Below are 26,599 nucleotides of genomic sequence, written 5' to 3'. Positions count from 1 at the left end.
GATTCCCCACTCATATGACAAAACAATAGATTCTTGTACTCTCATTTTATGATAAGATTCTCCAGAAGGGAAATAAAATCGATTTATTTTACAAAAATAGTTATATACCTATCTGTATTCGACTTTTTACATAAAGTGAAACAATAATCAGTATTTTTTTCATCCTCCACTGATTATTAGCTCGCACCAATCGGAATAAATATACCATTATACCAATTCACTGCTCGCAAAAAATTTGGACATACATTCCCATATTCCCTCGTACACTGTAATAAAGTGAAACTTCTATTAGAGGTGATTATTTTTTCCCCAGGCGCGCGGGATCAAAACTAGACAAACTTTCTTCACCACATACATATATTTCGCTTATTAAAACATCATAAATGGAGGCAGACGAATGGACTTAGAGTTTTTAACATCTGTACTAATGATTGTCGGTATCGATGTTGTACTAGGTGGCGATAACGCAATTGTCATCGCACTAGCTAGCCGAAATTTACCTGAAGCAAAACGAAATAAAGCCATTTTGATTGGTACTATGTTAGCAATTGTGCTACGAATTCTCCTCACGATACTAGCTGTCTATTTACTTGATATCCCATTTTTACAACTCACCGGCGGAATTTTACTCACATTAATTGCGGTCAATTTACTCACTGATAATAACAACGACCTTTCTTCTATCAAAGGAAAAACGACTTTATTCCAAGCTGTGCGTACAATTGTATTCGCGGATCTCGTTATGGGGTTTGACAATGTTATTGCCATTGCAGGAGCAGCTCACGGAAGACTTTCACTCGTAATTATCGGTTTATTCATTTCTATCCCGATTATCATTTGGGGAAGCAAACTTATTTTAATACTCATGGAACGCTTTCCATTTCTCATTTATTGCGGAGCAGCAGTTCTCGCCTATACAGCAGGAAAAATGATTACACATGAAGACAGACTTGCAACGTTTTTTCATCATAATCCTAGTTTTGCCGCAAGTATCCCTTATTTGTTCATTTTCACCATTTTATGCATAGGCTTTATCGTTCAACAAGTGCGATTACGTAATGTTAAACAGTAAAAAAAAACCTTCTACTCTATAATAGGTAGAAGGTTTTCATATTATTATAATTAATTTACAAGACGCTGTGCTTCACGTAATTGGAACGTTCTTACTGTACGTGGTAAGAAACGACGGATTTCATCTTCGTTGTAACCTACTTGAAGGCGTTTTTCGTCAATCATAATTGGACGACGTAAAATACCTGGATAGTCACGAATCATCTTATATAAATCTTGAAGTGGTAAAGACTCTAAGTTCACATTCAATTCTTGGAAAACTTTTGAACGAGTAGAAATAATCTCATCCGTTCCGCTTTCTGTCATACGTAAAATCTCTTTAATCTCATCAATCGTTAATGGATCTGAGAAAATATTACGTTCTGTATAAGGAATATGATTTTCCTCTAGCCATAATTTCGCCTTTCTACAAGACGTACAGCTTGGAGAACTATATAATGTTACCATACAAAGCTCACTCTCCTTAAAGAGTACAAATTCTGTACTAATTACAGTTTAAATTTCTAACTTCCGCAATTTTTCGCGATAACTTGTCTTATAGCAAAGTAAAAAATCGCAATTCATGTAAGCAACAATAATTACTTTTAATAAGTAACTTCTATAATCATTATACAATAGTTTTTGCAAGAAATATACAGTGAATTTACTGCTAGTTGAGAAATTTTCTCCGTGTACTCCACTGCTATGCAACATGATTATACTCAGTAAAACTGTCCTTTAACAACGGTCCTCAACCCTCTTGATACTTACTTTCTACAATAACCTTCACTTGATATACAATTACAGTTTCATAATCTTCCCCATTAAAAAGAGAGCGTTTTCTTACCTTTTCCCGACAAAACAATTGAGAAATGTAAGACTCTAAAGGTTAGAAACAAAAAGGAACATTTGTTCTTGTTTTAACAAATCTCTCCGCTCATGTCTATATGCTTTCTAAAGTAAATCGAATATTTTTCTGACATTTCTTTCTTTTTTACCATTTATCTCATACAATAAAAATACAGACAGACAAAGGGGGAATTTGCATATGATCGCTTTTTTTACTGATTTTATCATTGTTGCTACCCTCATCATCGGAATAACAGCATTGATTGGTGTCATTACAAATAGCATCGGTGAAAAACTCTTTGGTGGGAAAGAAAAAATGAAGTTTGTTAACAAAAGTTTAGATGTACAATCTGGCTGGAACCAAGTTGGCGGGAAAGGCATTTATAAAAAACGTACGTATTAAAAAAAGCAGGCGATTAGCCTGCTTTTTTTATTTTTCTACAGATGCCCACTTAAAGCTTAATTCGCCGCCATATTTGTGGATATATACATCTTTAATTGTTTCTCTTTCTAATATAGATCTACCGCGTTGGAATACTGGTGCAATTGCTGCATCCTCAAATAAGATTTTTTCCGCTTTTAACAGGTCATTCCAACGTCCTTTTACATCTGAACCTTCTTGCTTTGCCTTTTTAATAAGGCCATCATACTGGGCATTAGAATAACTCATTTTATTTTGTGAACCATCTGTTATAAACATATCAAGGAATGTGATTGCATCAGGGAAATCAGGTCCCCATCCAGTAAATGAAATATCAAACTGTCCACTATCTTCAAGTTTTAATTTTTGTGCAAATGGTTGCATCTTAATCGTTACTGTTAGACCTGGTAAATTCTTTTCTAATTCTCCCTTTACATACTCACCAATTTTCTTAGATTCTTCATTATCAAAGTTTAAAAATTCTAGTTCTATTTTATCCTTACCTAATTCTTTCTTTCCTGCTTCCCAGAATTTTTTAGCCTCCTTCACATCTACTTTTGAAAGTTTTCCATTTTCTTTTCTGAAATCCTGCTTATCTGGTCCCTTAACAAAATCAGATGGTACTAAACCATAAGCTCCCTTAGAACCATTGTTTAAAATAACCTCACCAATACCATCTCGATCGTATGCACTAGAAATAGCCTTACGAATATTTTTGTTAGCTAACGCTGGATTTTTTTGATTAAAACGCAAGAAGAACACAGTTGGATCATTAATTGTTTTAAAATCTTTTTGCCCTTTATACTTATCAACTAATTCCGCTGATAAACCAACTCTGTCAATCGCATTTGTATTATACAAATTAACAGCTGCTCCTGTATCTTTTACAACATTAAAATTAACTTCTTCTAATTTCACTTCTTTTTGATCCCAATAGCTTGGATTTTTCTTTAATTGGAAACTTTGTTCATGTTTCCATTCATTTAATACAAATGGACCGTTATACAAAGTTGTATTTGCTTCCAAACCAAATTTTTCTCCTTGTTCTTTCATATACTTCTCATTTAATGGGAAAAATAGTGGATACACCGTTAAATCAAGAAAATATGGAACTGGATTATCCAATTCAACTTCTAATGTATAATCATCTATCGCTTTTACACCTAATTGATCCGGTGATAGCTCTCTTTTATTAATTTTCTCTGCATTTTTCACATCTAGCATGATATATCCTGATTTCGCTGCCGTATCCGGGTTAACAGCTCTTTGCCATGCATATACAAAATCTTTTGCTGTTACAGGATCACCATTCGACCATTTAGCATCTTCACGCAATTTAAATGTATATTTTTTACCATCTTCAGATTTCGTGTGGGATTTCGCTACACCTGGAACTAACTTATCGCCTTTCCCAAGTCGATATAGCCCTTCCATTGTATTATTCATAACTTTTGAAGAAGCAGCATCCGAGGCAAGTGTTGTATCCATTGTCGGAATTTCAGACACTTCTGTTAGATTAATAACTTGCTTCGCACCGCTTTTCCCGCTATCCCCTTTTGCGTTCGCTTGCGGTTCATCTTTTTGGTAGCCACATGCCCCTAAAATCATGCTCATTGCTACTGTTGATGCTACAAAAACTGGTATCTTTTTTTTCATACTTCCACCCTCCAAAAAAATGTTAGCCCTTTCATTTTCAAACAGAAAGAAATATATATATGTTCTAATAATTCATATTATACACACAAATATAATCTTTGTATATTTATATTTCTATCTTATTAAAATTCCCTGTGAACACTCAGTATATTTGTAAACGTTTCATACTGCGTTTTTATTGAACTAAAGTGTTAAAAATGACTATTTTTATACTTTTCTAAATTATCAGGGAAAAACAAATTTTATATTCTATAATATCTTAAGCATAATTATTCCTCCTTTTTTGTCATAAAATGAAGGTTTATTCATATTGAAAATATGTAGGCTAAAATGAGTGCAAAGGATATGAAAGTGTGTTACGATACACTTTGCTAAAAATAGATATCGGTAAAGAGGGGACGGACATGACAGCAATTCGCTCAAAAAACGGGCCAACAGAGAAATTGAGTTTATTCTTATTAACATGGCCTATTTTTCTAGAAGTTTTTCTTTTTATGCTGATGGGGATCGCTGATACTTTCATGTTAAGTGCATTATCAGACGATGCTGTATCTGGGGTTGGTGCAGCGAATCAATACCTTCATATCGCGATTTTAGTACTAGAAGTCATCGGGAATGGTGCAGCTATCGTTGTATCCCAATACCTCGGTTCTAAACGCTTTATGGAAGCATCAAAAATATCAGCATTAGCCGTCACATTAAATTTAGTGGTTGGACTCATTATAAGCGCTGGTTTTCTTTTATTTTCAAAACATATGATGACGGCAATGAATTTACAAGGCGATGTACTAACGTATGCACAAAGCTATCTATCCATCGTCGGAGGAGCTATTTTCCTTCAAGCTATTATTAACTCATTAGCTGCAATTATCCGCGTTCACGGCTTTACAAAGCAAGCGATGTTTGTTTCGCTTGGAATGAATATTATTCATATCGCCGGAAACTACGTACTTATTTTCGGGAAATTCGGTTTCCCTGAACTTGGTGTGCAAGGAGCCGCGATTTCTTCTGCTGTCAGCCGGTTAATCGCACTTATCGTTTTCTTCTGGTTACTGTACCGCGTTATGGAATACCGTGTGAAATTACAATATTACTTCACTTTATCAAAAGAATACGTTGGCAAAATTTTAAAGATTGGCATTCCATCTGCATTCGAACAAGTCATGTATCAAGCTTGTCAAATTGTCTTCTTATATTACGCAACATACTTAGGTACGGAATCGTTAGCTGCAAGACAATACGCTACTAACATTTCCATGTTCACTTATTTATTCGCCATTGCTATCGGTATGGGAACAGCTATTATCGTTGGACGCCTAGTTGGCGGAAATGAAAAGGATGAAGCTTACACACGCGTATGGAAAAGTGTACAATGGGCGATTGGTGTAACTCTATTTATGGTCATGCTCGTTGTTACATTCCGCACACAATTAATGGGACTATTTACGGATAATCCTCATATTATCGCTCTAGGGGCAAGCGTTCTTTTACTAAGTGTACTACTTGAAACAGGACGGACGATGAACATCGTCATCATTAATTCACTTCGTGCAGCTGGCGATGCAAAATATCCTGTTTTAATCGGCGCATTCTCCATGGTGTTAATGAGCTTACCACTCGGTTACTTTTTCGCCTTCCATTTAGACATGGGGCTCGTTGGTATTTGGCTAGCGATTGCTATCGACGAATGGACACGAGCAATTATTATGTTCTTCCGCTGGAGAAGTAGATCGTGGGAAAATTATGCACTTGTTAAACCAAATGAGCAAGATGAGAGTGTTTCTGTTCAAGCGCAGTAAAATAAAAGTGTTTCTAAATGAAGAAAAAGGCGGCTGGATTTCAGTCGCCTTTTCTTCATTCTTGGAAACTCTTAATTTGCTGTCTTTAAACAGAAAAAGAACTTGGATAAAATCTCTTTATACTAAATTAAGTTTAATTAGTATAAAAAAATAGAGCCATCCTTCTGTAATAGAAGAATGGCTCTACTTTATTATTGATAGATTTCTTTATATTTCTTATACTCTGCTTCAGAACATAATACAAAATGTCCTGGGCGAATTTCACGCATTGTTGGTGCTTCGCTACCATAATCATGCTGAGTTGGATCGTATACGATACGTTTACGATTGCGCTCATAATCTGGATCTGGAAGCGGAATTGCAGATAGTAGTGATTTTGTATATGGATGCATTGGATTCGCATATAACTCTTCACTTGTTGTCAACTCAACGATTTGACCACGGTACATTACACCAATGCGATCACTAATGTATTTTACCATTGATAAATCATGGGCGATGAATAAGTATGTTAAACCTTTTTCTCTTTGTAACTGTTTCAGTAGGTTTACAACTTGCGCCTGAATCGATACGTCAAGTGCTGAGATTGGTTCATCAGCAATGATAAATTCAGGTTCTACAGCTAGTGCACGAGCGATACCGATACGTTGACGTTGTCCGCCTGAGAATTCATGCGGGAAACGGTTTGCGTGCTCTTTATTTAAACCAACTGTATTTAATAATTCATGAACACGGTCCATACGCTCTTTTTTGCCTTTTGCTAGTCCGTGAATATCAATACCTTCTGCGATAATATCCCCTACTGTCATACGAGGATTTAATGATGCATATGGATCTTGGAAAATCATTTGCATTTTACGGTTGAACTTCTTCAGCTCTGCACGTGATTTTTTACCATGTACATTTTCACCATCGAACAACACTTCACCAGCAGTTGCATCATATAAACGAATAATCGTTCTTCCAGTTGTCGATTTACCACAACCTGATTCTCCTACAAGACCAAATGTTTCTCCGCGGTAAATATCAAATGAAATATCATTAACCGCTTTGACAACACCACCACTCACGTCGAAGTGCTGCTTTACATTTTTTACTTCAATTAATTTCTCACGTTGTTTAGTCATGTTGTTCACCTGCTTTCATTTGAAGAATGCGTTTTTCAACGACTGCCGGTGGTTTGACTTCTGGAGCTTGCTCGTGAAGTAACCAAGTTGCCGCATAGTGTGTATCACTTACTTTAAATAAAGGTGGGTCCATTTCAAAATCAATTTTCAATGCCTGCGGGTTACGTGGTGCAAAAGCATCACCCTTTGGCGGTTTTAATAAGTCTGGAGGCGTTCCTGGAATCGCATATAGCTCGTCCTCTGCACCATCTAAGCTTGGCATAGATGCGATTAAGCCCCATGTGTATGGATGTTTTGGATTGTAGAAAATTTCATCAACAGTTCCAATTTCAACAACTTTACCAGCGTACATAACCGCAACTCGGTCTGCAACGTTTGCCACTACACCTAAGTCATGCGTAATGAAAATGATTGCTGCTTCTGTTTTTTGCTGAATGTCCTTCATAAGTTCTAAAATTTGCGCCTGAATCGTAACGTCTAGCGCTGTTGTCGGCTCATCGGCAATTAATAATTTCGGGTTACAAGCTAACGCCATCGCAATAACTACACGCTGTCTCATACCACCTGAGAATTGGTGAGGATATTGTTTTAAGCGCGCTTCTGGATTCGGAATACCTACAAGGTCGATTAATTCTAACGCAACTTTACGTGCATCTGCTTTACTCATCCCTTGGTGCTTAATAAGACCTTCCATAATCTGATTACCAATAGTCATCGTTGGATTTAATGATGTCATTGGATCTTGGAAAATCATCGCAATATCTTTACCGCGTACTTGCTGCATTTCTTTTTCTGTTAGTTTCGTTAAGTCACGACCTTCAAATACGATTTCACCGTTTTTAATACGTCCTGGAGGATTCGGAATTAATCCCATTAACGCTTTAGAAGTAACTGATTTACCAGAACCAGATTCTCCTACAATCGCTAATGTTTCTCCTTTTTTCAAATCAAAAGTAACACCGCGTACAGCTTGTACTTCACCTGCATGTGTATCAAAGGAGACTTGCAAATCTTTTACCTCTAGCAATGTTTTCATTTTTACTTCTCCCCTCTTTTACTTACGCATTTTTGGATCTAACGCGTCGCGTAATCCGTCTGCAATTAAGTTGAATGCTAAGATTAACATACTGATGACAACCGCTGGGATGAACATCATATGTGGATACGTTTGAATTGATTTATAACCATCATTTACAAGAGAACCAAGTGATGCGAATGGTGGCTGAATACCTAGTCCGATGAAGCTTAAGAATGCTTCACCAAATACCGCTGTTGGAATTGTAAACATTGTCATTACGATAATTGGTCCCATTACGTTCGGAATTAAGTGCTTCACAATTAACTGTGTATTCGTTGCCCCTAATGTACGAGATGCTAATACATATTCTTGGTTTTTTAATTTTAGGATCTGTCCACGAACGATACGCGACATCCCTATCCAACCTGTAATTGCCATCGCAAGTGTAATTGACCAAATACCTGATCCCATAATGATTACCATTAAAATAACGATGATTAAGTATGGAATACCGTTAATGATCTCCATAATACGTTGCATAATATTATCTACTCTGCCGCCATAGAAGGCTGAAATACCTCCGTATGCAACCCCAATTACTAAGTCAATCGCTGCTGCTAAAAGAGCGATATATAATGATACTCGTGTACCTTCCCATGTTCTTGTCCATAAATCACGGCCAAGATCATCTGTACCAAACCAGAAGTACTCTTTAATATCACGTTTTTCATATTGGTCAACACCATATTGATCTGTACCGTCAAATGGTAGCCAATGAACATTTTCAATCACTGGAATTTTCGGTGGCATTTTCGCACGACCTAAATCCTGCTCTTTATAAGAATGCTTACTTACCATCGGTCCTAAAATTGCTAATAGTACAATAAGCATTAATAATACGAAACCAAACATTGCACCTTTATGTTGGAACAAACGTCTTCTTACATCTTGCCAAAACGTTAAGCTTGGACGGGCAATGACTTCATTATCAACATTACTCTGATTGGCTGGTTGAAATAAATCTGGAGATAATTTTTGTACATCTTTCATCATTTTTTCCCTCCCGCTAAACGAATACGAGGATCAATAATTCCGTATAAAATATCGACAATGAAAATAACTAAGATGAAGATCGCACTATAGAAAATTGTAGTTCCCATAATAACTGTATAGTCATTCACTGTAATCGATTTAACGAATTGTTCCCCAAGTCCAGGTACAGCGTAAATTTGCTCAATAACTAGTGTCCCTGTAATTAATCCTGCAACCATTGGTCCTAAAATTGTTACAACTGGAATTAATGCGTTACGCAGTGCGTGCTTGATAATGATAACGCCTTGGCTAATTCCTTTCGCTTTCGCTGTTAAAATGTAGTCTGCTTGCATAACCTCAATTAACTCTGCACGAGCGAAACGTGCGATTGTTGCGATAACTGCCATCGATAAGGCAATTGTAGGCATTACTGTAAACTCCGGTCCTTTCCAGAATGCTACTGGGAACCAACCAAGTTTTACCCCTACGAAATATTGTAGTAATGCGGCGAATACGAATGAGGGTACCGACATCCCGAGTACGGAAATAATTGTCGCCCCATAATCGACCCACGTATTGTTACGAAGCGCCGCAACGATTCCTAAAATTAAACCGATAAATGTTCCTAATATAATCGCTTGTAAACCAAGTTGTGCTGATGGTCCAATACGATCCACAATCATATCTGTTACTGGGCGGTTATCATATTGGAATGATACCCCTAAATCACCTTTTGCTAAGTTACCTAAGTAACGTGCATATTGAACTGGTACTGGATCATTTAATCCATATTTTTCAAGAATGATTTCTTTTTGTGCCGGTGATAGCTTCTCCTGGTTTTTAAGCGGAGAACCCGGTAGTAATTTCATCAAGAAGAAAGTCAGTGTAGTAATTAAAAATAATGTCAAAGCCATGTACACGAAACGTTTTAATACATAACGTCCCATAGTCAAGCACCTCCCCGTTTTTCTCAAAAGCAATAAGATAGTTTGAAATATTCTTACTTTTATTTTTTTAAAATAAGAGCACATGCCCATCATAGGCATATACCCTTATTCATGATGGAAACCATTTTTAGTTTTTGAGTTCAACCCACTTATAGCTAAATTCTCCGCCATATTTATGTTCTAATAGGCCTGTAATTGAACTACGTTGTAAATATGCCTTTCCAGGTTGATATACTGGAGCAATCGCTGCATCTTCAAGCAGTTGTTGTTCTGCTTTTAATAGAGCATCCCAACGAGCTTGTACATCTACTTCTGTTTTGGCTTTCTTAATTAGTTCATCATAAGCTGGGTTTGCGTAATTCACTTTATTTTGCGAATTACCTGTTGTATACATTTCAAGGAATGACATTGGATCCATATAATCTGGACTCCATCCCGCATATGACATCGCATAATCTCCACTTGCTTCAAGTTTTAACTTTTGTGCAAATGGCTGCATTTTTGTTGAAACTGTTAAGCCTGGTAAGTTCTTTTCGAATTGTCCCTTTAAATACTCTCCGATTTTTTTGGCATCATCAGTATCAAAGTTTAATAACTCTAACTCTACTTTGTCTACACCAAGTTCTCTTTTACCAGCTTCCCAATATTTTTGAGCTTCTTTAACATCCTCTTTTATAAGCTTTCCGTTCTCTTCACGGAAGTCTTTTCCGTTAGGTCCTTTTGCCAAACCTTTCGGAACAAAACCATACATTCCTTCTGAACCATCGTTTAAGATAACTTTCCCGATATTTTCACGTTCAAAGGACATCGCAATTGCTTTTCGGATATTTTTATTTGCTAAAAATTTATTTTTTTCATTTAAACGAATGAATTGTGTAGATGGTCTCTTAATTGTTTTAAAATCAGCATCTGATTTGTATTTATCTACAAATTCTGATGTTAATACTACACGATCAATCGCTTTCGTTTCATATAAGTTTATAGCAGTTGAACGATCCTTAACAATATTGAAGTTTATCTCCTCAAGCTTCACTTCTTTATTTTCCCAATACGTTGGATTTTTCTTAAGGTGGAAACTTTGTTCATGTTTCCATTCATTTAAAACGAATGGGCCATTATAAAGTGTCGTATTGGATTCTAATCCAAATTTTGTTCCTTGTTCTTTTACAAACTTCTCATTCAAAGGATAAAATGTTGGATAGACTGTTAGACTTACAAAATAAGGAACAGGATTATCTAATTCCACTTCAAGTGTGTGATCATCAATTGCTTTTACACCAAGTTCCTCAACTGGTAATTCTTTTTTATTAATTTTCTCTGCATTTTTCACATCAAATAGTATGTAAGCAAATTTGGCACCCGTATTTGAATCAACAGCTCTTCTCCAAGAATAAACGAAGTCTTTCGCTGTTACAGGTTCACCATTCGACCATTTCGCATCTTCACGTAATTTAAATACATACTTTTTACCATCTTCTGATTTCTCATAAGATTTAGCGACTCCTGGAACGAGGTTATCGTCTTTCCCCAGACGATACAATCCTTCCATTGTGTTATTCATGATGTTAGAAGATGCTGCATCCGTTGATAGCGTCGTATCCATTGTTGGTATTTCAGCAGTTTCTGTTAGATTCAATACTTGCTTATTTGAAGTACTGGATCCTTTCACGCTTGCCTTATTATCATCTTTTTGATAACTACAGGCTCCTAGCACACTTACTGTCAACGTCGATGCAAGCAATAGCGGTATCTTTTTCTTCATGCTGTATTGCCTCCCCTAATTGCACTTCCTGTACCCTCACTTGTAGAAAAACAGAATTGAAAGAATAATCTCCAAGTTTCTACAATTTTCATTATACATATAATATGACGATTGTGAATATAGTTTTTTGTTTTTTTGTTAAAATTTTTAATAAAATTTTTATATTTTTAATTTTTTGTAAAGGGATACGTTAACATTGCTACCATCATCTTGAAATTATAACCTCAATTGCGTATAATTTTCAAAAAATTATTTATATTACTTATTATAACTTTTATAGTATAATAATTCTAGTAATATTTTGACGGAGGGGAATATTTTGAATAAAGTTTTTTTTCATACTTGTATACTATTTTTGGTTGCGATAATCGCTTCTAGTGTGGGCGCATTCCTCGTTTCATCTCATTTTTTGTTGAATTTTGTCAACATCTCATTCTATATTGCATTGTTTTTTATTCTTATAGGTGGTTTTTTATTCATATTTCAAAACGGATTTTTTAACGTAACAATTTACGCATTCCAAAGAGTATTTGGTACGAATAAAAAAATTGACTCTTTAATTGAAGAAGCAGAGGAACCTATCGATAAGAAAGAACGTATTTATAAAACATATTCATTCAAATGGACGTATCCGATTTGTATTACCGGTATCGTACTTGGGTTGTTCTCGATCCTCATTAGCTTTACTATTTTGATGTAGTTTGCAAACACTATCCCATATGATATAATAATCAGCAAAACATTTTGTTATAAAACTTTAGTTCTTTCATATTAAAAGAGCTTAGGTAACAATAAATAAATTTACATGTATGCGATGATAAAGAAGAGTACATATTGAGGCAATTTCAGAGAGCTTGTGGCTGGTGTGAACAAGTAATTGCGCAGTATGGAATGGGCTTTTGAGCACCAAACCGAACCGAAAGTAGTAGGCTTTGGCGTTATATCCAAACGTTATTATGGATTAGAGAGATTTCACAGTAGTGAAATAATTAGGGTGGTACCGCGGTCCATTCGTCCCTATAGTTTTTTGGGATGAATGGGCTTTTTTGTTTGCCTTCTCTTCCCCATCACGCATTCAAATTTAGGAGGAATTACTTATGTCAGTTATCTTTTCTGGTATTCAGCCGAGTGGAACAATTACACTTGGAAACTATTTAGGAGCTATGAAGCAATTTACAGAGCTTCAAAATGAACACGACTGTTATTTCTGTATTGTAAACCAACATGCGATTACAGTACCTCAAGATCCCGTACAACTTCGTAAAAACATTCGCAGTCTTGCTGCACTTTATGTAGCATGCGGCATCGATCCTGAAAAAGCTACTTTATTTGTACAATCAGAAGTACCAGCACACGCTCAACTAGGATGGATTATGCAATCAGTTGCTTACGTTGGAGAATTAGAGCGTATGACGCAATATAAAGATAAATCTTCTGGTAGAGATTCAGTTCCAGCTGGATTACTAACGTATCCACCATTAATGGCTGCTGATATTTTACTTTACAACACTGAAATCGTACCTGTTGGTGATGATCAAAAACAACATATGGAATTAACACGCGACCTAGCAGAGCGTTTCAACAAACGCTTCCGTGAAGTGTTCACTGTTCCTGAAATTCGTATTCCAAAAGTAGGAGCTCGCGTTATGTCATTAACAGAACCTACGAAAAAAATGAGTAAATCTGATCCGAATCCAAAAGCAATGATCAGTATGCTTGATGAACCAAAAACAATTGAAAAGAAAATTAAAAGTGCTGTAACTGATTCTGAAGGTATCGTAAAATTTGATAAAGAAAACAAACCTGGAATCTCTAACTTATTAACAATCTACTCTTCATTCTCTGGAAAAACAGTTGAAGAAATTGAAGCAATGTACGAAGGAAAAGGATACGGAGACTTCAAAGGCGACCTAGCACAAGTAGTCGTAGAAGCAATTCGTCCAATCCAAGACAAATATAACGAACTAATCAACTCACCAGAACTAGACGAAATTCTAGACAAAGGTGCAGAAAAAGCAAACCGCGTTGCATTCAAACAACTACGCAAAGTAGAAAACGCAATGGGATTAAGTAGAAAACGTAGGTAACCTATAAAGCGGAAGCGGCTCGTTCAGCTCTGACTGGCTAAGGTTATTTCGCATAAAAGGCGCTTTTTGCCTTCTTATGCGGAAGGTTCTTAGACACGAAGAGCTTGCCGCTGGAGCTGGATTTCATATAAAGCGGAAGCGGCTCGTTCAGAATGTGAGGAGGATGCAGTTCCTGACGCAGAAGCGTTTTTTGCCTCGCAGGAAGGCGCGAAGCCACCGAATATTCTTGCCGCTGGAGCTGGATTTCATATAAAGCGGAAGCGGCTCGCTTAGAATGTGAGGAGGATGCAGTTCCTGACGCAGAGGCGTTTTTTGCCTCGCAGGAAGGCGCGAAGCCACCGAATATTCTTGCCGCTGGAGCTGGATTTCATATAAAGCGGAAGCGGCTCGTTCAGAATGTGAGGAGGATGCAGTTCCTGACGCAGAGGCGTTTTTTGCCTCGCAGGAAGGCGCGAAGCCACCGAACATTCTTGTCACCTCCATAAAAAAACCGCCAATTGGCGGTTTTTTTAATTTACCTTCTGCTCATTTTCCATTTCCCATAACTTTTCAAAAAACGGCTGTCCTTTTACAAGGCGCTCACATAATTGCTCGTGCTTCTCAGACCATCCAGTTTTCGCTTCATCATAAAGTTTAGCCCAAACATCTTCAAACTCCATATGTTGGACCATTCCGTACGCTGATGGATCCCACTCTGTGAACCAATAGCGAATTTCAGCTGGATTTTTCGTTGTATGTAATTGATCTAATGCCATAAATAATAATTGTTTTAACTGTCTTTCTTTACGAGTTAGGCCGTTCATAATGAAAGGTGACGGCGATAAAATATGATGTTCTTTTTCAATCTCTTCCACTTGGAACTCATACTTTTCTGCTTGCACATTCTCTACCATCTCATATACCATCTGTTCTTGACGCGGTATAAGCCTACTTTTTCTAATTGGCACATTATAGCCGATTGAATCAATCGCAATAATTCCTTTTCCATCTGTAACTACAAAACAATATTCTTGTTGCAAGCGTTCGTGATTTTTACGAATATAAGCCTTATGATATACGTCTTCCAATAATTTTTGCGGAAGCTCTAATAATTCGTTCTCGATGTAATGATATAATGTGGCATCTACTTTTAATAATGGCACTTGATCTAATAGCTCAATCGTATCATCTTTCCGCCATTCGTAAAAATGACAAACGTTATACCCATTCTCTTCACCTTCAAACCAATTTACCCATACATCATGTAGATATAACATTCACTACCCCTCACTTCACTACTGTTTGTACCAATCATTATGTTCATTTTTGCTTAACTTTATTCCACTTGAGGAAATATATTCTAATTATTATTTTTTCTTCTATAATATTAAAAAAACAGGAGATAGCTCCCCTGTTTTTCATGAAACATGAAATGTATTTGCTTTATTCAATATTTCTTTCGCATCTATAGATAATAAAGAAAGTGTATTTCCTCCTTCAAATGCTACACAATCTTTCACAATATGAAATCCAAGTGCATAGCCAAGCATTTTCGGATACGAGTGCAGTCCATTTAATAAAACATCATGCTCCCTCGTACCTCTCTTTACGCCTATTCGTTCTTGTATTGAATTCCTCCAATAATAAATAGCATCTTCTTTTGAAATGTAAGTAGTCCACGGTGCACATCTTTTTTCTGTATACCTTTCATACACAGCTTGCTCAGCTAACCCTTCCATAATCATCGTATCAAGTAATGTATACTCTGTTTCTTTCGTCTCAATTTGATGTAACCTACATATATGATGGTATTCATGCGTTAATAAAGCTTTTAGTTCCTCTACTGAATTACGTCCACATACGAATAAGAAAATAACGTGACGCATAGATAAGCCAGCCTTCCCGTTATATTCCTCTTGTACAGTTCGATTGTATGAATCTGATAATAAAATAAAGATAGGGACATCTGGACCTTTTAGCCAACCTTTCAATTTTTCATACTCCATGCTAAGTTCTTTCCAAATTTCTTTCTTCTCTAACTCTTTAATTTCCTGCTCCCCCCGCATTACTGGTCGATACATACCTTTAGAGATTAAAAAGCGATACAGCCTCTCTTTTGGCAATGGAATATACTTTGTAAATTTCTCACAAAGCTTCTCTGGACGTCCATAATACAGATGTAACCATTCTGCCGTTTCAACAACCCCCACCTTCATCCCTCCTTTTCTTATGTATATGCAAAAAAGAAAGGAACGTAAAGGTGATAAAAAATAAATAAGGTGTCTTTTCGGAATACTTTACGAAAAGACACCTTATTGTACATATTATTTATATGCTTTAAATACTAATACTGCGTTATGACCACCGAATCCTAATGAATTACTTAATACAGCTCGCACTTCTTGATGTCTCGCTGTATTTGGTACGTAATCTAAATCACATTCTGGATCTGGTGTTTCATAGTTAATCGTCGGAGGAATTACTCCGTCTGTAATTGATTTAATAGAGAAGATCGCTTCAACAGCACCAGCTGCTCCTAATAAATGACCTGTCATTGATTTCGTTGAGCTAATCGCTACTTTATATGCATGCTCACCGAAAGTTTCTTTAATTGCCATCGTTTCATACTTTTCATTTGCATCTGTACTTGTACCATGTGCATTAATGTAATCAATATCTTTTGGCTCTAGACCTGCATCAGCTAAAGCTTGACGCATCGCACGAACTCCGCCTTCACCGCCAGGAGCAGGCATTGTAATATGGAACGCATCACCAGTTGCACCATAACCAGCAATTTCCGCATAAATGTGAGCACCACGTGCTAATGCGTGCTCTAATTCTTCAAGAATAAGAATTCCTGATCCTTCACCCATTACGAAACCGCTACGATTTTTATCGAATGGGCGGCAAGCCGTTGCTGGATCTTCATTGAATGTTAATGCTTTCGCTGAGCTAAACCCAGCGAATGCCATACTTGTTAATGGCGCTTCTGCTCCGCCTGTTATCATCGCATCAGCATCACCGCGCTGGATTACTTTAAACGCATCACCAATTGAGTTTGCTCCAGATGCACAAGCTGTTACAGAGCAAGTATTAATTCCTTTCGCTCCTGTAGCGATTGACACTTGACCTGCTGCCATATCTGGAATCATCATTGGTACGAAGAATGGACTCACGCGGCGCGGACCTTTTTCAGTAAAAATCTTAAATTGTTCTTCGTATGTTTCCATACCACCAATACCAGAACCAACCCATACACCAATGCGTGGTGCATTTTCTTCTGTAATTTCAAGCTTCGCATCCGCAACTGCCATTTTCGCTGCTGCTACTGCATATTGCGTAAAGCGGTCCATACGGCGCGCTTCTTTTTTATCTATATATTTTTCGACTTCAAAGTCGTTAATTTCTGCTGCTACTTTTGCAGGAATTTGTTCTGAATCTATTCTTGTAAGTCGTCCGATTCCGGATACACCGTTTTTAATGTTTTCCCAAGCTGTTTCAACATCTGTTCCGATCGGTGTAACAGCTCCTAGCCCTGTAATTACGACCCTCTTTTTTTCCATACAAAATACACTCCTTTTTTTCTCTCAGTCCTTATTTACCCCAACGAAGAGCTACTGCTCCCCATGTTAACCCGCCGCCAAAACCGACTAGTATAATTAAATCACCATCTTGAATACGTCCATTTTGCAATTCCTCTACCATTGCAATTGGAATTGAAGAAGCCGATGTATTACCGAACTTTTCAATTGTCATACTCATTTTTTCTTTCGGTAAATTTAATCTTTCTCTTGCAGATTCCATAATACGAATATTCGCTTGATGTGGTACTAAGAAGTCCACATCCTCTTTCGTAAGTCCCGCTTTTTCTAACACGCGAAGACAGGAATCACCAAGTTGGCGAACAGCAAATTTAAAGACTTCTCTGCCGTTCATCATAACATACTCGTCTTGATAAAGATGCTTACCGCCACTTCCGTCCGCTCCTAATTCAAAGGAAAGTACACCTTTTCCTTCCGAAACAGCTCCCATTACGATAGCACCTGCTCCGTCCCCAAATAGTACTGCTGTATTTCGATCGTTCCAGTCTACAATTTTAGATAGTTTGTCACTACCAACTACTAATACATTTTTATAAGTTCCCGTTTGAATAAATTGCTGCGCTGTAATCATTCCGTACATAAAGCCAGCACATGCTGCACTTAAATCCATCGCGGCTGCGTGTTTTGCGCCAATTGCTTCTTGAATTACACAGGCTACTGCTGGGAATGCGCGATCTGGCGTTACTGTTGCCACTAGAATAAGATCGATATCCTCTCCGCTAATCCCGGCATCTTCAAGTGCTTTTTTAGAAGCCTCTACCGCCATATATGAAGTATCTATTGTATCATCGGCAATGCGTCTTTCTGCAATTCCCGTTCTCGTACGAATCCATTCATCAGATGTATCTACGATTTTCTCTAAATCGTGATTTGTGACTACTTTTTCTGGCACATACCTTCCGATCCCTAAAATGCCCACGTTCACATCGCAGCCCTCCGTTTTATATCAATTATTATGACTTGGTACTAATTTTAAAACATAAATGTACTTTTGTCTAGAATATATTTCAGCTAAAAAAATAAGACAGCGTATTACGAACTTTATTTTTCATTAAAAGAAACAGAAAAATTCCTATCCTTTCAAAAGATAAACTTCCCAATACTTTTGACCTTACTCCGCTCGAAACAAAAAAACCCTTACCGCTTCTATCCACAGCTCGAGCCTCTCTCCCATCAAAAAAGAAGGGGTTGGTTTTATTCTTTATCTGCTTTCCCTTCAAAACTAAGACCTTCTCCTCATAACCTTCCCCTTTAGCCTCATCATCTCTCTGGTTTCACTCCGCTCGAAACAAAAAAAGGCCCCAACCGCTTCTATCCACGGTTCGAGCCTCTCTCCCATCAAAAAAGAAGGGTTTTGTTTGGTTTTATTCTTTATCCGCTTTCCCAAGCTCATATGCTTCGCCCATTACTTTCATCAATAGCTCTAACACCGGCTGTGCTTTCTCCATATCAAGTGCAATTCCATTAGAATCTAAAATTGCCTTTGCTTCTGGTAAATGCTTCATTGCGATTTGTAAAAATTGCATACTTTTTTCGTTCATGTAATCTCTTCCTCTCCATTAAAGCTTTTCAATCAATTATCCATACAATAGTGTAACACGCGTGCTACCCTTCGTATAACTCTTTATATTTTTTCATATGTGCCAATTGTTTATTTAAACCGAATTCTACTGGTGTATTTTCTTGAATAGAAATGACCTCTACAGCTTCATCTCTTACTTCCACATTTTTGTTATTTACTTTATCATCTGCATGTAAAAGACTCATACCTTTTTCCCATAACTCTTCTTTTCCACTAAGTAAATTATATATACCGAGGTGTTTTACATTCATTCCATTTTCCCATAAATATTCACATACATCTTCAACGTAAAGTAAATCCCTTCCTTTTTCTCCATTTATACAACGGCACTCTTTTTCATCAAGTTCTGATAAAATAAGCTGATGATACATCATAAACGACGGTTGCCACGGCCCATATAATGTAGGAACTCGATATGCACTATATTGTAATTCGCCTTTTTTCAACCCTTCTTCCACTTTCGAAAATAGATGTTTGTTTTCGGATTCTTCAGTGCTTCCTATTTCAATAGAAGAAATTAGATTTAACTTTACTTTATTTTTTTCACACATCCTTACGATTCGTTTTAAATATTGTAATATGACCCTTTCATTCCGAAATCCACTTTGCTGATTCGGCTCATACAAGCAAAAATAAACTGTATCGAAACTCTCTTCCTCTACCGATCGCCATCCGTCTTCATCCCTTATAGAATAGTACGTAAATAACGCATTCCGCCCAATCAACAATAATTTCTCTTCATTAATTTTTGTCATACTATCAAATTCATCAAAATCAAGACCATATACTTCTACTTCTTCTGCAATCATTTTATTCACAAGGTGATAACCTACAAACGTAAGTGCACCTATAATCAGCACGCGTTTCATACCACCAGCCCTTTCCCCTTGAAACAAATAGCTCCTCATTTATGTATATGGGAGCTTCACAATTCTTCTTCATATTTTTTAAAGAAATCAGTCGTTTGTCTAACCATTTTATATTTCACATCTTGCAGATGGAATAAAACAGAAGTATCGCATTGATTGAATTGCCTCATTTTCTCGTATTTACGTAACAATTGTTTTCTTCCTCTTTTTTCCTGTGTTGAGACAAAAATTTTAACAGGTACACAAGACGGCAGAAGCGCAAATGATTTCTTATTTATTTTTGATTCTAATTCTTCTTCTTTGGAATCATACGCCAAACTTAATTCCTTCACTAATCTTTTGTAAAAAAACTTATGCTCTTTCTCAAAATCCACATATTCTGGTAAATCTAAACACGGATTTAACATAACGACAGAACGTATACATTCAGGGTATTTGTTCATCATCTCCAGCGCTACAAGCGCTCCCATACCATCTGCCATAATGTGCATTTTCGCATTCAATGTCTCTTTTCTTAGAACGACATCATACAAACGTTTTGCAAGACAAACAGCTCGGTCGTTCCCCCAATGCCTTCCATATAAGTTAGATGAAAAGACCGTATAGCCTTTTTCAATAAGGCCCTGTAAAAAATAAGCTCTCCCTGCATGCTGTGTCCATAAACTTGTACCATTCTCAATAAAATAGTTATAATCTCCTAGGAGCATAACAGAAAATCCATTTGGCTTTTCCGGTAAATAAATTACACATGGTTCTTTTTCTAAGTAAAAAAAACGTTCCGTAATACTCATTTTTCTCCCGCCTTATTTTCTAAACGTATAAAAGTACTCTTTTATAATGTATGAACAGAATGCAAATTTGCGTTGAAAAATCTACAAATATTTTTCTATATTCTTTTTTCAATTGTGTTACAATAAGGACAGATTGAACGAATAGAGGTGTAAAATATGCGTTTCATTTGGGCATTAATTTGGTCGTTCGCGCTTGTACATATGATGAGCTACGTAATCGGCTCTATGACTGGCGGTACATACGATTTTAACCAAGCGTCTATTTTCTCAGTTGTTCTTGCGGTATTAGTATTAGCGATTGCAGCTGCGATTCCAAACGAGCCAGTAGAACAACACTAAAAAGAGTCCGGATTTTATCCGAACTCTTTTTTTACTTTACATGAACGACTAATTCGTTATTTTCTACATCAACCACTACGTGACTATTGTCAGTAATCGTTCCTGCAATTAATTCTCTCGCTAATTTCGTCTCAACTTGACGCTGTACGTATCGTTTTAACGGACGAGCTCCGTACATCGGATCGAATCCAGCTTCTACAACAAATTCTTTTGCAGATTCCGTCAATTCTAATGATATGTGGCGATCTGCTAAACGCCCTTGTAATTCTTGTACAATCTTATCAACAATACCTTTAATTTCATTCCTTGTCAGAGGTTTGAATAAAATAATTTCATCGACACGGTTTAAGAATTCCGGTCGGAAATGTCCTCTTAATTGTCCCATTACAAGTTCTCTTGACTCTTCTTTAATAGAACCATCTTCTTCTAGCCCTTCTAATAAATGAGCAGATCCAATATTTGAAGTCATAATAATAACCGTATTTTTAAAGTCTACTGTACGTCCTTGTGAATCTGTAATGCGGCCATCGTCTAACATTTGTAATAAAATGTTGAATACTTCTGGATGTGCTTTTTCGATTTCATCTAACAAAATAATAGAATACGGTTTACGTCTTACTGCTTCTGTTAATTGTCCACCTTCTTCATATCCAACATATCCAGGAGGCGCACCAATTAAGCGTGACACTGCGTGTTTCTCCATATACTCAGACATATCGATACGAATCATTTGCTCTTCACTGTCAAATAATGTTTGCGCTAACGTTTTTGCAAGCTCAGTTTTACCAACACCTGTAGGGCCTAAGAAAATAAATGAACCAATTGGACGATTCGGATCTTTAATGCCAGCGCGCGCACGAAGAACTGCGTCTGATACAAGGCTTACCGCTTCCTCTTGACCGATAACACGCTCTGATAAAATTTGTTCAAGACGTAATAATTTCTCACGTTCACCTTCAACGAGTTTTGCGACAGGAATACCAGTCCATCTTGAAACAATGTCTGCAATTTCTTCTTCGCTTACTTCCTCGCGTAATAAACGATTTTCTTGTTTATTATGTGCACCCATCTCTTCCGCTTCTTTTAACTCTTTTTCGATAGCTGGAATTTTCCCGTGGCGAAGCTCAGCTGCTTTATTTAAATCGTAATTTCCTTCTGCTTCTTCTAACTCACGGCGTAAGCGCTCTAAATGCTCACGTAAGTCACGCACTTTGTGAATGTCTTCTTTTTCTTTCTCCCATTTCGCTCTCATACTACTTGCAACTTCTTTTAAATCCGATAATTCACGTTGCAATGTTTTTAGGCGCTCTTGACTACCTAAATCTTTTTCTTTCCCAAGAGCAGCTTCTTCAATTTCCAGCTGCATAATGCGACGCGTTACTTCATCTAATTCTGTTGGCATAGAATCAATTTCTGTTCGAATTGTTGCACAAGCTTCATCAACAAGATCAATTGCTTTATCGGGCAAGAAACGATCTGAAATATATCGATCTGATAAAACAGATGCCGCTACAATCGCGCGGTCATGAATATTTACACCGTGATAAATTTCAAAACGCTCTTTTAAACCACGTAAAATGGAAATTGTATCCTCAACAGTTGGCTCTTCTGCTAACACTTGTTGGAAACGTCTTTCTAACGCTGGATCTTTCTCAATATATTTACGGTATTCATCTAATGTCGTTGCCCCGATACAATGCAGTTCACCACGCGCTAGCATTGGTTTTAACATATTTCCCGCATCCATCGCTCCTTCTGTTTTACCAGCGCCGACGATTGTATGAAGTTCATCAATGAATAATAAAATACGGCCTTCACTCTTTTTAATTTCATTTAATACAGCTTGCAGACGTTCTTCAAACTCACCGCGGAATTTTGCTCCGGCCACAAGTGCACTCATATCTAAAGCGAAAATTGTTCTATCTTTTAATCCTTCTGGGACATCTTTTTTCACAATACGCTGCGCTAATCCTTCAACGATTGCTGTTTTACCAACACCTGGCTCTCCGATTAAAACGGGGTTATTTTTCGTTTTGCGTGAAAGAATGCGGATTACGCGGCGAATTTCACTATCTCTGCCAATTACAGGATCAATTTTCCCCGCTCTTACTTCAGCCACTAAATCACGGCCATATTTTTCTAACGCTTCATAAGTTGCTTCTGGATTTTGACTAGTCACTCTTTGATTCCCCCGAACTGTCATTAAAGACTGTAATAAGTTATCTTTCGTAATATAAAATTTTGCAAATAATTGATTTATATCGCCTTTCTCTTCAGAAAAAGCAAGTAATACATGTTCGATTGAAATGTAGTCATCTTGCAATTTCTCCGCTTCTTTTCCCGCTTTTACAAGCAGTTGTTGCAAAGCACCTGTTACATATAATTTCCCTGCCTCTGCCCCGCTTCCAGTTACAGAAGGCTTTTTCTTAATTAAACTTTCGGCGCCTTGCTTTAACGCTTCTATATCGACATTCATTTTTTGAAAAATACGTACTGTTAATCCGTCTTGCTGCTCTAATAACGTAAGCAATAGATGAACAGTATCTACTTCTTGATGATGATGAGATACCGCTAAAGATTGAGCACTCATAATCGCTTCCTGTGTTTTCGTTGTCATTTGATTTAAGTCCATCTTTACAGCCCTCCAAATGTTTGACTTTCTTTGACCTTTGATTTGATTATACGCCAACTGACTTTTTTATACAATAATTTTGCTTATGTAGTTCAAACTTATTATTGGAAAAAGAAAAAAGTAACATTCATTTTCCTAATCAAAAAAGCCGCAATAACGATTGCGGCTTCTGTTACGGTTTTCTTTTATATGTCCACTGACGGTTATGATTTGCGTTCTCTGGAAACTTTTCACCGGCAGTTAATTGTACCATTTGCGGATTTTTCACCATACTTCCCGTTTCACCAATTTCTACGTAAATGCCATCATTTGGCGCTTTTTGCCCTGAACGAAACCTGCGATTTTGTCCCATTTCCATTCTCCTTCCATGACGTCTTGCCTCATTAGTATATCCATTTTAAAAGAAAGCTTTTCTGTCATGTTTAGGAAACAAGTACTACCGTTTACCCATGTACATATATATAATTACACAACCTTAAGCAGGAATTATTGGCATATTTGTTGAAAAAAAAGAAACCAACCAAAGTTTAGGCCAGTTTCAAAGGAGAGTCAAACATATACGAGAAGATTACATGTTCATTATAAGTCGGATCATTCAAACAATGTAACCCTTTTCACAAATTGTACATAATGAAAGCAACATTGTTTGAACTTTCTAAAAATATATTGACTTTTCCTAATTTCCAACGAGAAATAGTAGACACCACAGCACTTCGCGACGTAAGATGGATATATAGTGAAACTTTCATCTACAGTAGTTTCACCCAGTCTAACCTCTTATTTCTGCATATTAAAAACGGAAATACAGATAGAATCAAAAAATTTATTATAAGAGGTGAAATTATGAACAAACAACATTTAATCGCATTAGACTTAGACGGAACTTTATTAACAGACAACAAAATAATTTCTCCAAGAACGAAAAACACAATTGCAAAAGCAAAAGAACAAGGACATATTGTCGTTATTTCAACAGGGCGTCCATTCCGCGCTAGTTACGATTATTATAAAGAACTTAGCCTTAACACACCAATCGTAAACTTTAATGGAGCTTACGTGCATCACCCTCTTGATTCAAGTTGGGGAACACATCACTCTCCTCTTGAACTTTCAACAGCGCAAGAAATAGTCCGAGCTTGCTTTGATTTCGGCGTGAAAAATGTCTATGCTGAAGTCATCGATGATGTGTATGTCCGTGAAATTGATGAAGATAAAAAACATATTTTTGAATTCGGTTCTCCAAAGATTTTCACAGGAGATTTATTAAATATTTTAAACGACCATCCAACTTGCTTATTAATCGATGCACATGACGAGCATTCTGCTGCAATTCGCCAACATTTAACAGATATGCATGCTGAAGTCATCGACCATAGAAAATGGGGTGCACCTTGGCCAATTATTGAAATTGTAAAAAGCGGATTAAATAAAGCTGTCGGATTACAAAAAATTTCAGGCCATTATAACATTCCTAAAGAGCGAATTATCGCTTTTGGTGATGAGGATAACGACTTTGAAATGATCGAATTTGCTGGTCATGGAATCGCAATGGGTAATGCAATTCCTGAATTAAAATCACTTGCAAATCATACGACATTAACGAATGAAGAAGATGGTATCGCTCTATATTTAGAAGAGGTTCTTGGATTGTAATCTAAAAATTCCCTGCTTATAGTTTCTCGCTAAACGCTCATACTATTATTAGACGCAAAAGTCAGCGCGTCAATTGTTTTCAGCTAAATAAAGGGGGTTTTTCGAATGGGTAAAAAGAACAAATCAAAACGTTTTATCCAGCAAGGAGCCGATGCTGTTATGAAGCATGATGCAAGATTCCCGTACAGAGGTACATTAGCTGAGGCAGAAAAAGCGAGAAGTAACTCTTCATTTGGAGGGGTTTAAATGGGGAACTTACTATTCCAACAAGCTAGAGACGCTGTTTCAAGTGCCGTTTCTTGTTCAAGTGGCGCTGAACAACAGGAACTCGTTTATAGAGCAAAAAACTCTTTGCACTCTGCTTATGCAAACTCTTCAACTGCTGAAAAAGTTCAGCTACGTGAAATGCAGGAGCAATTGCAAAACATTACGAATTCGCATTAAAAAAGGAGGACCAGCTTTGGTCCTCTTTAATCTTTTCTAAACAATCCAAACACACCGACCGTTTGCAGTATATTTGTAAATGCACCTGGGTCCACTTGTTTAATAACCCTCTCTAATTCGTACAACTCATAACGAGTAATAACAATCATTAACATTTCTTTATTTTCATTTGTATAAGCACCTGTTGCTGGTATAGTTGTAATCCCTCTCACTAAGCGAGAGTGAATCGCTTTTCGCACATCTGCCCCGTTCTTTGTAACAATTAATGCCGTAATCTTCACATGACGGGTATGAATCGCATCAATAATTCTCGTTGATACATACAAAGTGACTAAAGTATATAATGCCTTTTCCCATCCATATACGTAGCCAGCAGCGATAATGATAAGTGCATTAAAGAAGAAAAAATACGTGCCGACAGGCTTATCTTTTATTTTCGATAAAATCATAGCAATAATATCTAGACCACCTGTAGAAGCCCCCCACTTTAAAGCAACCCCTACCCCAATCGCTGAAATAATACCACCAAAAATCGCATTCAATATAATATCGTGCGAAACCGCTCTAACTGGGATAATTTCTAAAAACAAAGTCATAAATACAACACAAAGAAAACTAAAAAATGTAAAGGCCTTCCCAACCTTTTTCCACGCTAAAATAACGACAGGAATATTAAACAAACTAAACAATACCCCCGTAGATATATGAATAGATAAAAAGTCACCTAATATTTGTGACAATAATTGAGACAATCCAGCAAAACCACTCGCATACACTTTCGCTGGTGTTAAAAATAAATTCATCCCAATCGCATTTAATAAACCCGCAATAATTACAACGACTAACTTCTTAATAAGTTCAGTATAATTCAGCTTCAAATCCATTTCTAATCCACCTTTAGTATTCATGAATGCACCGCTATACATAGTCTTTACGAAAAAGGAAATGATAAACATACAA

The 26,599-nt window shown here is 36.9% G+C and carries 26 protein-coding genes and 1 other annotated feature; of the genes, 9 read left to right on the top strand and 17 right to left on the bottom strand.

Translation table 11 applies throughout. The features are described from left to right. The first annotated feature begins 397 nt into the window (after positions 1-397). Complete coding sequence (locus tag ABH957_RS13945) at positions 398-1,072, top strand: TerC family protein (protein ID WP_002134963.1); 675 nt, start codon at positions 398-400, stop codon at positions 1,070-1,072. 50 nt (positions 1,073-1,122) lie between these two features. On the opposite strand, the gene spx is transcribed toward ABH957_RS13945, so the two are convergent. After that, on the bottom strand, positions 1,123-1,518 hold the full coding sequence (gene spx, locus ABH957_RS13940) for a transcriptional regulator Spx (RefSeq protein ID WP_002011348.1): 396 nt from the start codon (positions 1,516-1,518) through the stop codon (positions 1,123-1,125). Between the two features lie 580 nt (positions 1,519-2,098). Between spx and ABH957_RS13935 the strand changes: the two genes are divergently transcribed. Continuing rightward, positions 2,099-2,302, top strand: a complete 204-nt coding sequence (locus ABH957_RS13935) for a hypothetical protein (RefSeq protein ID WP_000559981.1) — start codon at positions 2,099-2,101, stop codon at positions 2,300-2,302. A gap of 27 nt (positions 2,303-2,329) precedes the next feature. On the opposite strand, the gene ABH957_RS13930 is transcribed toward ABH957_RS13935, so the two are convergent. Beyond that, positions 2,330-3,976: a peptide ABC transporter substrate-binding protein gene (locus ABH957_RS13930; RefSeq protein WP_016093076.1), complete on the bottom strand. Its 1,647-nt coding sequence runs from the start codon at positions 3,974-3,976 to the stop codon at positions 2,330-2,332. 353 nt (positions 3,977-4,329) lie between these two features. Between ABH957_RS13930 and ABH957_RS13925 the strand changes: the two genes are divergently transcribed. After that, a complete protein-coding gene (locus ABH957_RS13925) occupies positions 4,330-5,775 on the top strand; it encodes an MATE family efflux transporter (protein ID WP_016093077.1) in 1,446 nt (481 codons plus the stop codon). Positions 5,776-5,966: 191 nt separating this feature from the next. Here the strand turns inward: ABH957_RS13925 and ABH957_RS13920 are convergent, their stop codons facing one another. The 5 genes from ABH957_RS13920 to ABH957_RS13900 form a co-directional block, all read right to left on the bottom strand. Further along, on the bottom strand, positions 5,967-6,902 hold the full coding sequence (locus ABH957_RS13920; RefSeq protein WP_002134960.1) for an ABC transporter ATP-binding protein: 936 nt from the start codon (positions 6,900-6,902) through the stop codon (positions 5,967-5,969). Continuing rightward, entirely contained in the window at positions 6,895-7,938 is a 1,044-nt protein-coding gene (locus tag ABH957_RS13915; RefSeq protein WP_002011337.1) for an ABC transporter ATP-binding protein, read from the bottom strand. The genes ABH957_RS13920 and ABH957_RS13915 overlap by 8 nt, the downstream gene beginning before the upstream one ends. A gap of 18 nt (positions 7,939-7,956) precedes the next feature. After that, a complete protein-coding gene (opp3C, locus tag ABH957_RS13910; protein ID WP_002086981.1) occupies positions 7,957-8,973 on the bottom strand; it encodes an oligopeptide ABC transporter permease in 1,017 nt (338 codons plus the stop codon). Then, positions 8,970-9,899: an oligopeptide ABC transporter permease gene (opp3b, locus tag ABH957_RS13905; protein ID WP_000534165.1), complete on the bottom strand. Its 930-nt coding sequence runs from the start codon at positions 9,897-9,899 to the stop codon at positions 8,970-8,972. Before opp3b ends, opp3C begins: the two co-directional genes overlap by 4 nt. A gap of 127 nt (positions 9,900-10,026) precedes the next feature. Next, entirely contained in the window at positions 10,027-11,661 is a 1,635-nt protein-coding gene (locus ABH957_RS13900) for a peptide ABC transporter substrate-binding protein (RefSeq protein WP_404455915.1), read from the bottom strand. 319 nt (positions 11,662-11,980) lie between these two features. Between ABH957_RS13900 and ABH957_RS13895 the strand changes: the two genes are divergently transcribed. Beyond that, entirely contained in the window at positions 11,981-12,361 is a 381-nt protein-coding gene (locus ABH957_RS13895) for a DUF3899 domain-containing protein (RefSeq protein ID WP_002125921.1), read from the top strand. 105 nt (positions 12,362-12,466) lie between these two features. After that, positions 12,467-12,683: a binding site (T-box leader), on the top strand. A gap of 75 nt (positions 12,684-12,758) precedes the next feature. Further along, positions 12,759-13,748 (top strand): tryptophan--tRNA ligase, encoded by a 990-nt coding sequence (gene trpS / locus ABH957_RS13890; RefSeq protein ID WP_000110999.1) that lies wholly within the window; start codon positions 12,759-12,761, stop codon positions 13,746-13,748. A 509-nt stretch (positions 13,749-14,257) separates the two neighbouring features. On the opposite strand, the gene ABH957_RS13885 is transcribed toward trpS, so the two are convergent. From ABH957_RS13885 to ABH957_RS13855, 7 genes are all read right to left on the bottom strand, one after another. Further along, entirely contained in the window at positions 14,258-15,004 is a 747-nt protein-coding gene (locus ABH957_RS13885; RefSeq protein ID WP_002030367.1) for a YjbA family protein, read from the bottom strand. 141 nt (positions 15,005-15,145) lie between these two features. Continuing rightward, positions 15,146-15,937, bottom strand: coding sequence for a DUF2268 domain-containing putative Zn-dependent protease (locus ABH957_RS13880; RefSeq protein WP_404455912.1), 792 nt, complete (start codon positions 15,935-15,937; stop codon positions 15,146-15,148). 114 nt (positions 15,938-16,051) lie between these two features. Next, a complete protein-coding gene (gene fabF / locus ABH957_RS13875) occupies positions 16,052-17,290 on the bottom strand; it encodes a beta-ketoacyl-ACP synthase II (RefSeq protein ID WP_002030364.1) in 1,239 nt (412 codons plus the stop codon). A 31-nt stretch (positions 17,291-17,321) separates the two neighbouring features. Further along, positions 17,322-18,254: a beta-ketoacyl-ACP synthase III gene (gene fabH / locus ABH957_RS13870; RefSeq protein WP_001100550.1), complete on the bottom strand. Its 933-nt coding sequence runs from the start codon at positions 18,252-18,254 to the stop codon at positions 17,322-17,324. Positions 18,255-18,693: 439 nt separating this feature from the next. Further along, positions 18,694-18,870 (bottom strand): ComZ family protein, encoded by a 177-nt coding sequence (locus ABH957_RS13865; protein ID WP_002011319.1) that lies wholly within the window; start codon positions 18,868-18,870, stop codon positions 18,694-18,696. 64 nt (positions 18,871-18,934) lie between these two features. Beyond that, entirely contained in the window at positions 18,935-19,807 is an 873-nt protein-coding gene (locus ABH957_RS13860) for an NAD-dependent epimerase/dehydratase family protein (RefSeq protein WP_404511465.1), read from the bottom strand. Positions 19,808-19,836: 29 nt separating this feature from the next. Further along, entirely contained in the window at positions 19,837-20,571 is a 735-nt protein-coding gene (locus tag ABH957_RS13855) for a lipase family protein (RefSeq protein WP_404445910.1), read from the bottom strand. 156 nt (positions 20,572-20,727) lie between these two features. On the opposite strand from ABH957_RS13855, the gene ABH957_RS13850 reads away from it, so the two are divergent. Beyond that, positions 20,728-20,910: a YjzD family protein gene (locus tag ABH957_RS13850; protein WP_001211111.1), complete on the top strand. Its 183-nt coding sequence runs from the start codon at positions 20,728-20,730 to the stop codon at positions 20,908-20,910. A gap of 31 nt (positions 20,911-20,941) precedes the next feature. On the opposite strand, the gene clpB is transcribed toward ABH957_RS13850, so the two are convergent. Then, the gene (gene clpB / locus ABH957_RS13845) at positions 20,942-23,542 is read right to left on the bottom strand and encodes an ATP-dependent chaperone ClpB (RefSeq protein WP_404511463.1); all 2,601 of its coding nucleotides are present in this window, start codon (positions 23,540-23,542) and stop codon (positions 20,942-20,944) included. A gap of 172 nt (positions 23,543-23,714) precedes the next feature. Beyond that, positions 23,715-23,894, bottom strand: a complete 180-nt coding sequence (locus ABH957_RS13840) for a YjzC family protein (RefSeq protein ID WP_002086997.1) — start codon at positions 23,892-23,894, stop codon at positions 23,715-23,717. Between the two features lie 491 nt (positions 23,895-24,385). Here ABH957_RS13840 and ABH957_RS13835 point away from each other — a divergent pair, with 491 nt between their 5' ends. The 3 genes from ABH957_RS13835 (at position 24,386) to ABH957_RS13825 (ending at position 25,639) form a co-directional block, all read left to right on the top strand. Further along, entirely contained in the window at positions 24,386-25,195 is an 810-nt protein-coding gene (locus ABH957_RS13835; RefSeq protein WP_002030271.1) for a Cof-type HAD-IIB family hydrolase, read from the top strand. Positions 25,196-25,300: 105 nt separating this feature from the next. Next, positions 25,301-25,441 (top strand): hypothetical protein, encoded by a 141-nt coding sequence (locus ABH957_RS13830; protein ID WP_000516816.1) that lies wholly within the window; start codon positions 25,301-25,303, stop codon positions 25,439-25,441. Beyond that, positions 25,442-25,639 carry a DUF3813 domain-containing protein gene (locus ABH957_RS13825; protein ID WP_002011309.1) on the top strand — a complete coding sequence of 66 codons (198 nt, stop codon included), beginning with the start codon at positions 25,442-25,444 and terminating at the stop codon, positions 25,637-25,639. It abuts the gene before it with no gap. A 26-nt stretch (positions 25,640-25,665) separates the two neighbouring features. Here the strand turns inward: ABH957_RS13825 and ABH957_RS13820 are convergent, their stop codons facing one another. Next, a complete protein-coding gene (locus ABH957_RS13820; RefSeq protein WP_002125914.1) occupies positions 25,666-26,523 on the bottom strand; it encodes a YitT family protein in 858 nt (285 codons plus the stop codon). Positions 26,524-26,599: the final 76 nt, after the last annotated feature.

Source organism: Bacillus sp. RC242, assembly GCF_044908245.1.
In the GTDB taxonomy this organism is placed as follows: domain Bacteria; phylum Bacillota; class Bacilli; order Bacillales; family Bacillaceae_G; genus Bacillus_A; species Bacillus_A mycoides.
Note: the sequence above shows the minus strand (reverse complement) of the source record. Positions and strands in the feature narration are given on the sequence as shown.

Bases quoted from the DNA above. Each gene is read 5' to 3' on its own strand.
- ABH957_RS13945 (WP_002134963.1), top strand. From the start codon at position 398: ATGGACTTAGAGTTTTTAACATCTGTACTAATGATTGTCGGTATCGAT.
- spx (WP_002011348.1), bottom strand. From the start codon at position 1,518: ATGGTAACATTATATAGTTCTCCAAGCTGTACGTCTTGTAGAAAGGCG.
- ABH957_RS13935 (WP_000559981.1), top strand. From the start codon at position 2,099: ATGATCGCTTTTTTTACTGATTTTATCATTGTTGCTACCCTCATCATC.
- ABH957_RS13930 (WP_016093076.1), bottom strand. From the start codon at position 3,976: ATGAAAAAAAAGATACCAGTTTTTGTAGCATCAACAGTAGCAATGAGC.
- ABH957_RS13920 (WP_002134960.1), bottom strand. From the start codon at position 6,902: ATGACTAAACAACGTGAGAAATTAATTGAAGTAAAAAATGTAAAGCAG.
- ABH957_RS13915 (WP_002011337.1), bottom strand. From the start codon at position 7,938: ATGAAAACATTGCTAGAGGTAAAAGATTTGCAAGTCTCCTTTGATACA.
- opp3C (WP_002086981.1), bottom strand. From the start codon at position 8,973: ATGATGAAAGATGTACAAAAATTATCTCCAGATTTATTTCAACCAGCC.
- opp3b (WP_000534165.1), bottom strand. From the start codon at position 9,899: ATGGGACGTTATGTATTAAAACGTTTCGTGTACATGGCTTTGACATTA.
- ABH957_RS13900 (WP_404455915.1), bottom strand. From the start codon at position 11,661: ATGAAGAAAAAGATACCGCTATTGCTTGCATCGACGTTGACAGTAAGT.
- trpS (WP_000110999.1), top strand. From the start codon at position 12,759: ATGTCAGTTATCTTTTCTGGTATTCAGCCGAGTGGAACAATTACACTT.
- ABH957_RS13885 (WP_002030367.1), bottom strand. From the start codon at position 15,004: ATGTTATATCTACATGATGTATGGGTAAATTGGTTTGAAGGTGAAGAG.
- fabF (WP_002030364.1), bottom strand. From the start codon at position 17,290: ATGGAAAAAAAGAGGGTCGTAATTACAGGGCTAGGAGCTGTTACACCG.
- ABH957_RS13865 (WP_002011319.1), bottom strand. From the start codon at position 18,870: ATGAACGAAAAAAGTATGCAATTTTTACAAATCGCAATGAAGCATTTA.
- ABH957_RS13855 (WP_404445910.1), bottom strand. From the start codon at position 20,571: ATGAGTATTACGGAACGTTTTTTTTACTTAGAAAAAGAACCATGTGTA.
- ABH957_RS13850 (WP_001211111.1), top strand. From the start codon at position 20,728: ATGCGTTTCATTTGGGCATTAATTTGGTCGTTCGCGCTTGTACATATG.
- clpB (WP_404511463.1), bottom strand. From the start codon at position 23,542: ATGGACTTAAATCAAATGACAACGAAAACACAGGAAGCGATTATGAGT.
- ABH957_RS13840 (WP_002086997.1), bottom strand. From the start codon at position 23,894: ATGGGACAAAATCGCAGGTTTCGTTCAGGGCAAAAAGCGCCAAATGAT.
- ABH957_RS13835 (WP_002030271.1), top strand. From the start codon at position 24,386: ATGAACAAACAACATTTAATCGCATTAGACTTAGACGGAACTTTATTA.
- ABH957_RS13830 (WP_000516816.1), top strand. From the start codon at position 25,301: ATGGGTAAAAAGAACAAATCAAAACGTTTTATCCAGCAAGGAGCCGAT.
- ABH957_RS13825 (WP_002011309.1), top strand. From the start codon at position 25,442: ATGGGGAACTTACTATTCCAACAAGCTAGAGACGCTGTTTCAAGTGCC.
- ABH957_RS13820 (WP_002125914.1), bottom strand. From the start codon at position 26,523: ATGGATTTGAAGCTGAATTATACTGAACTTATTAAGAAGTTAGTCGTT.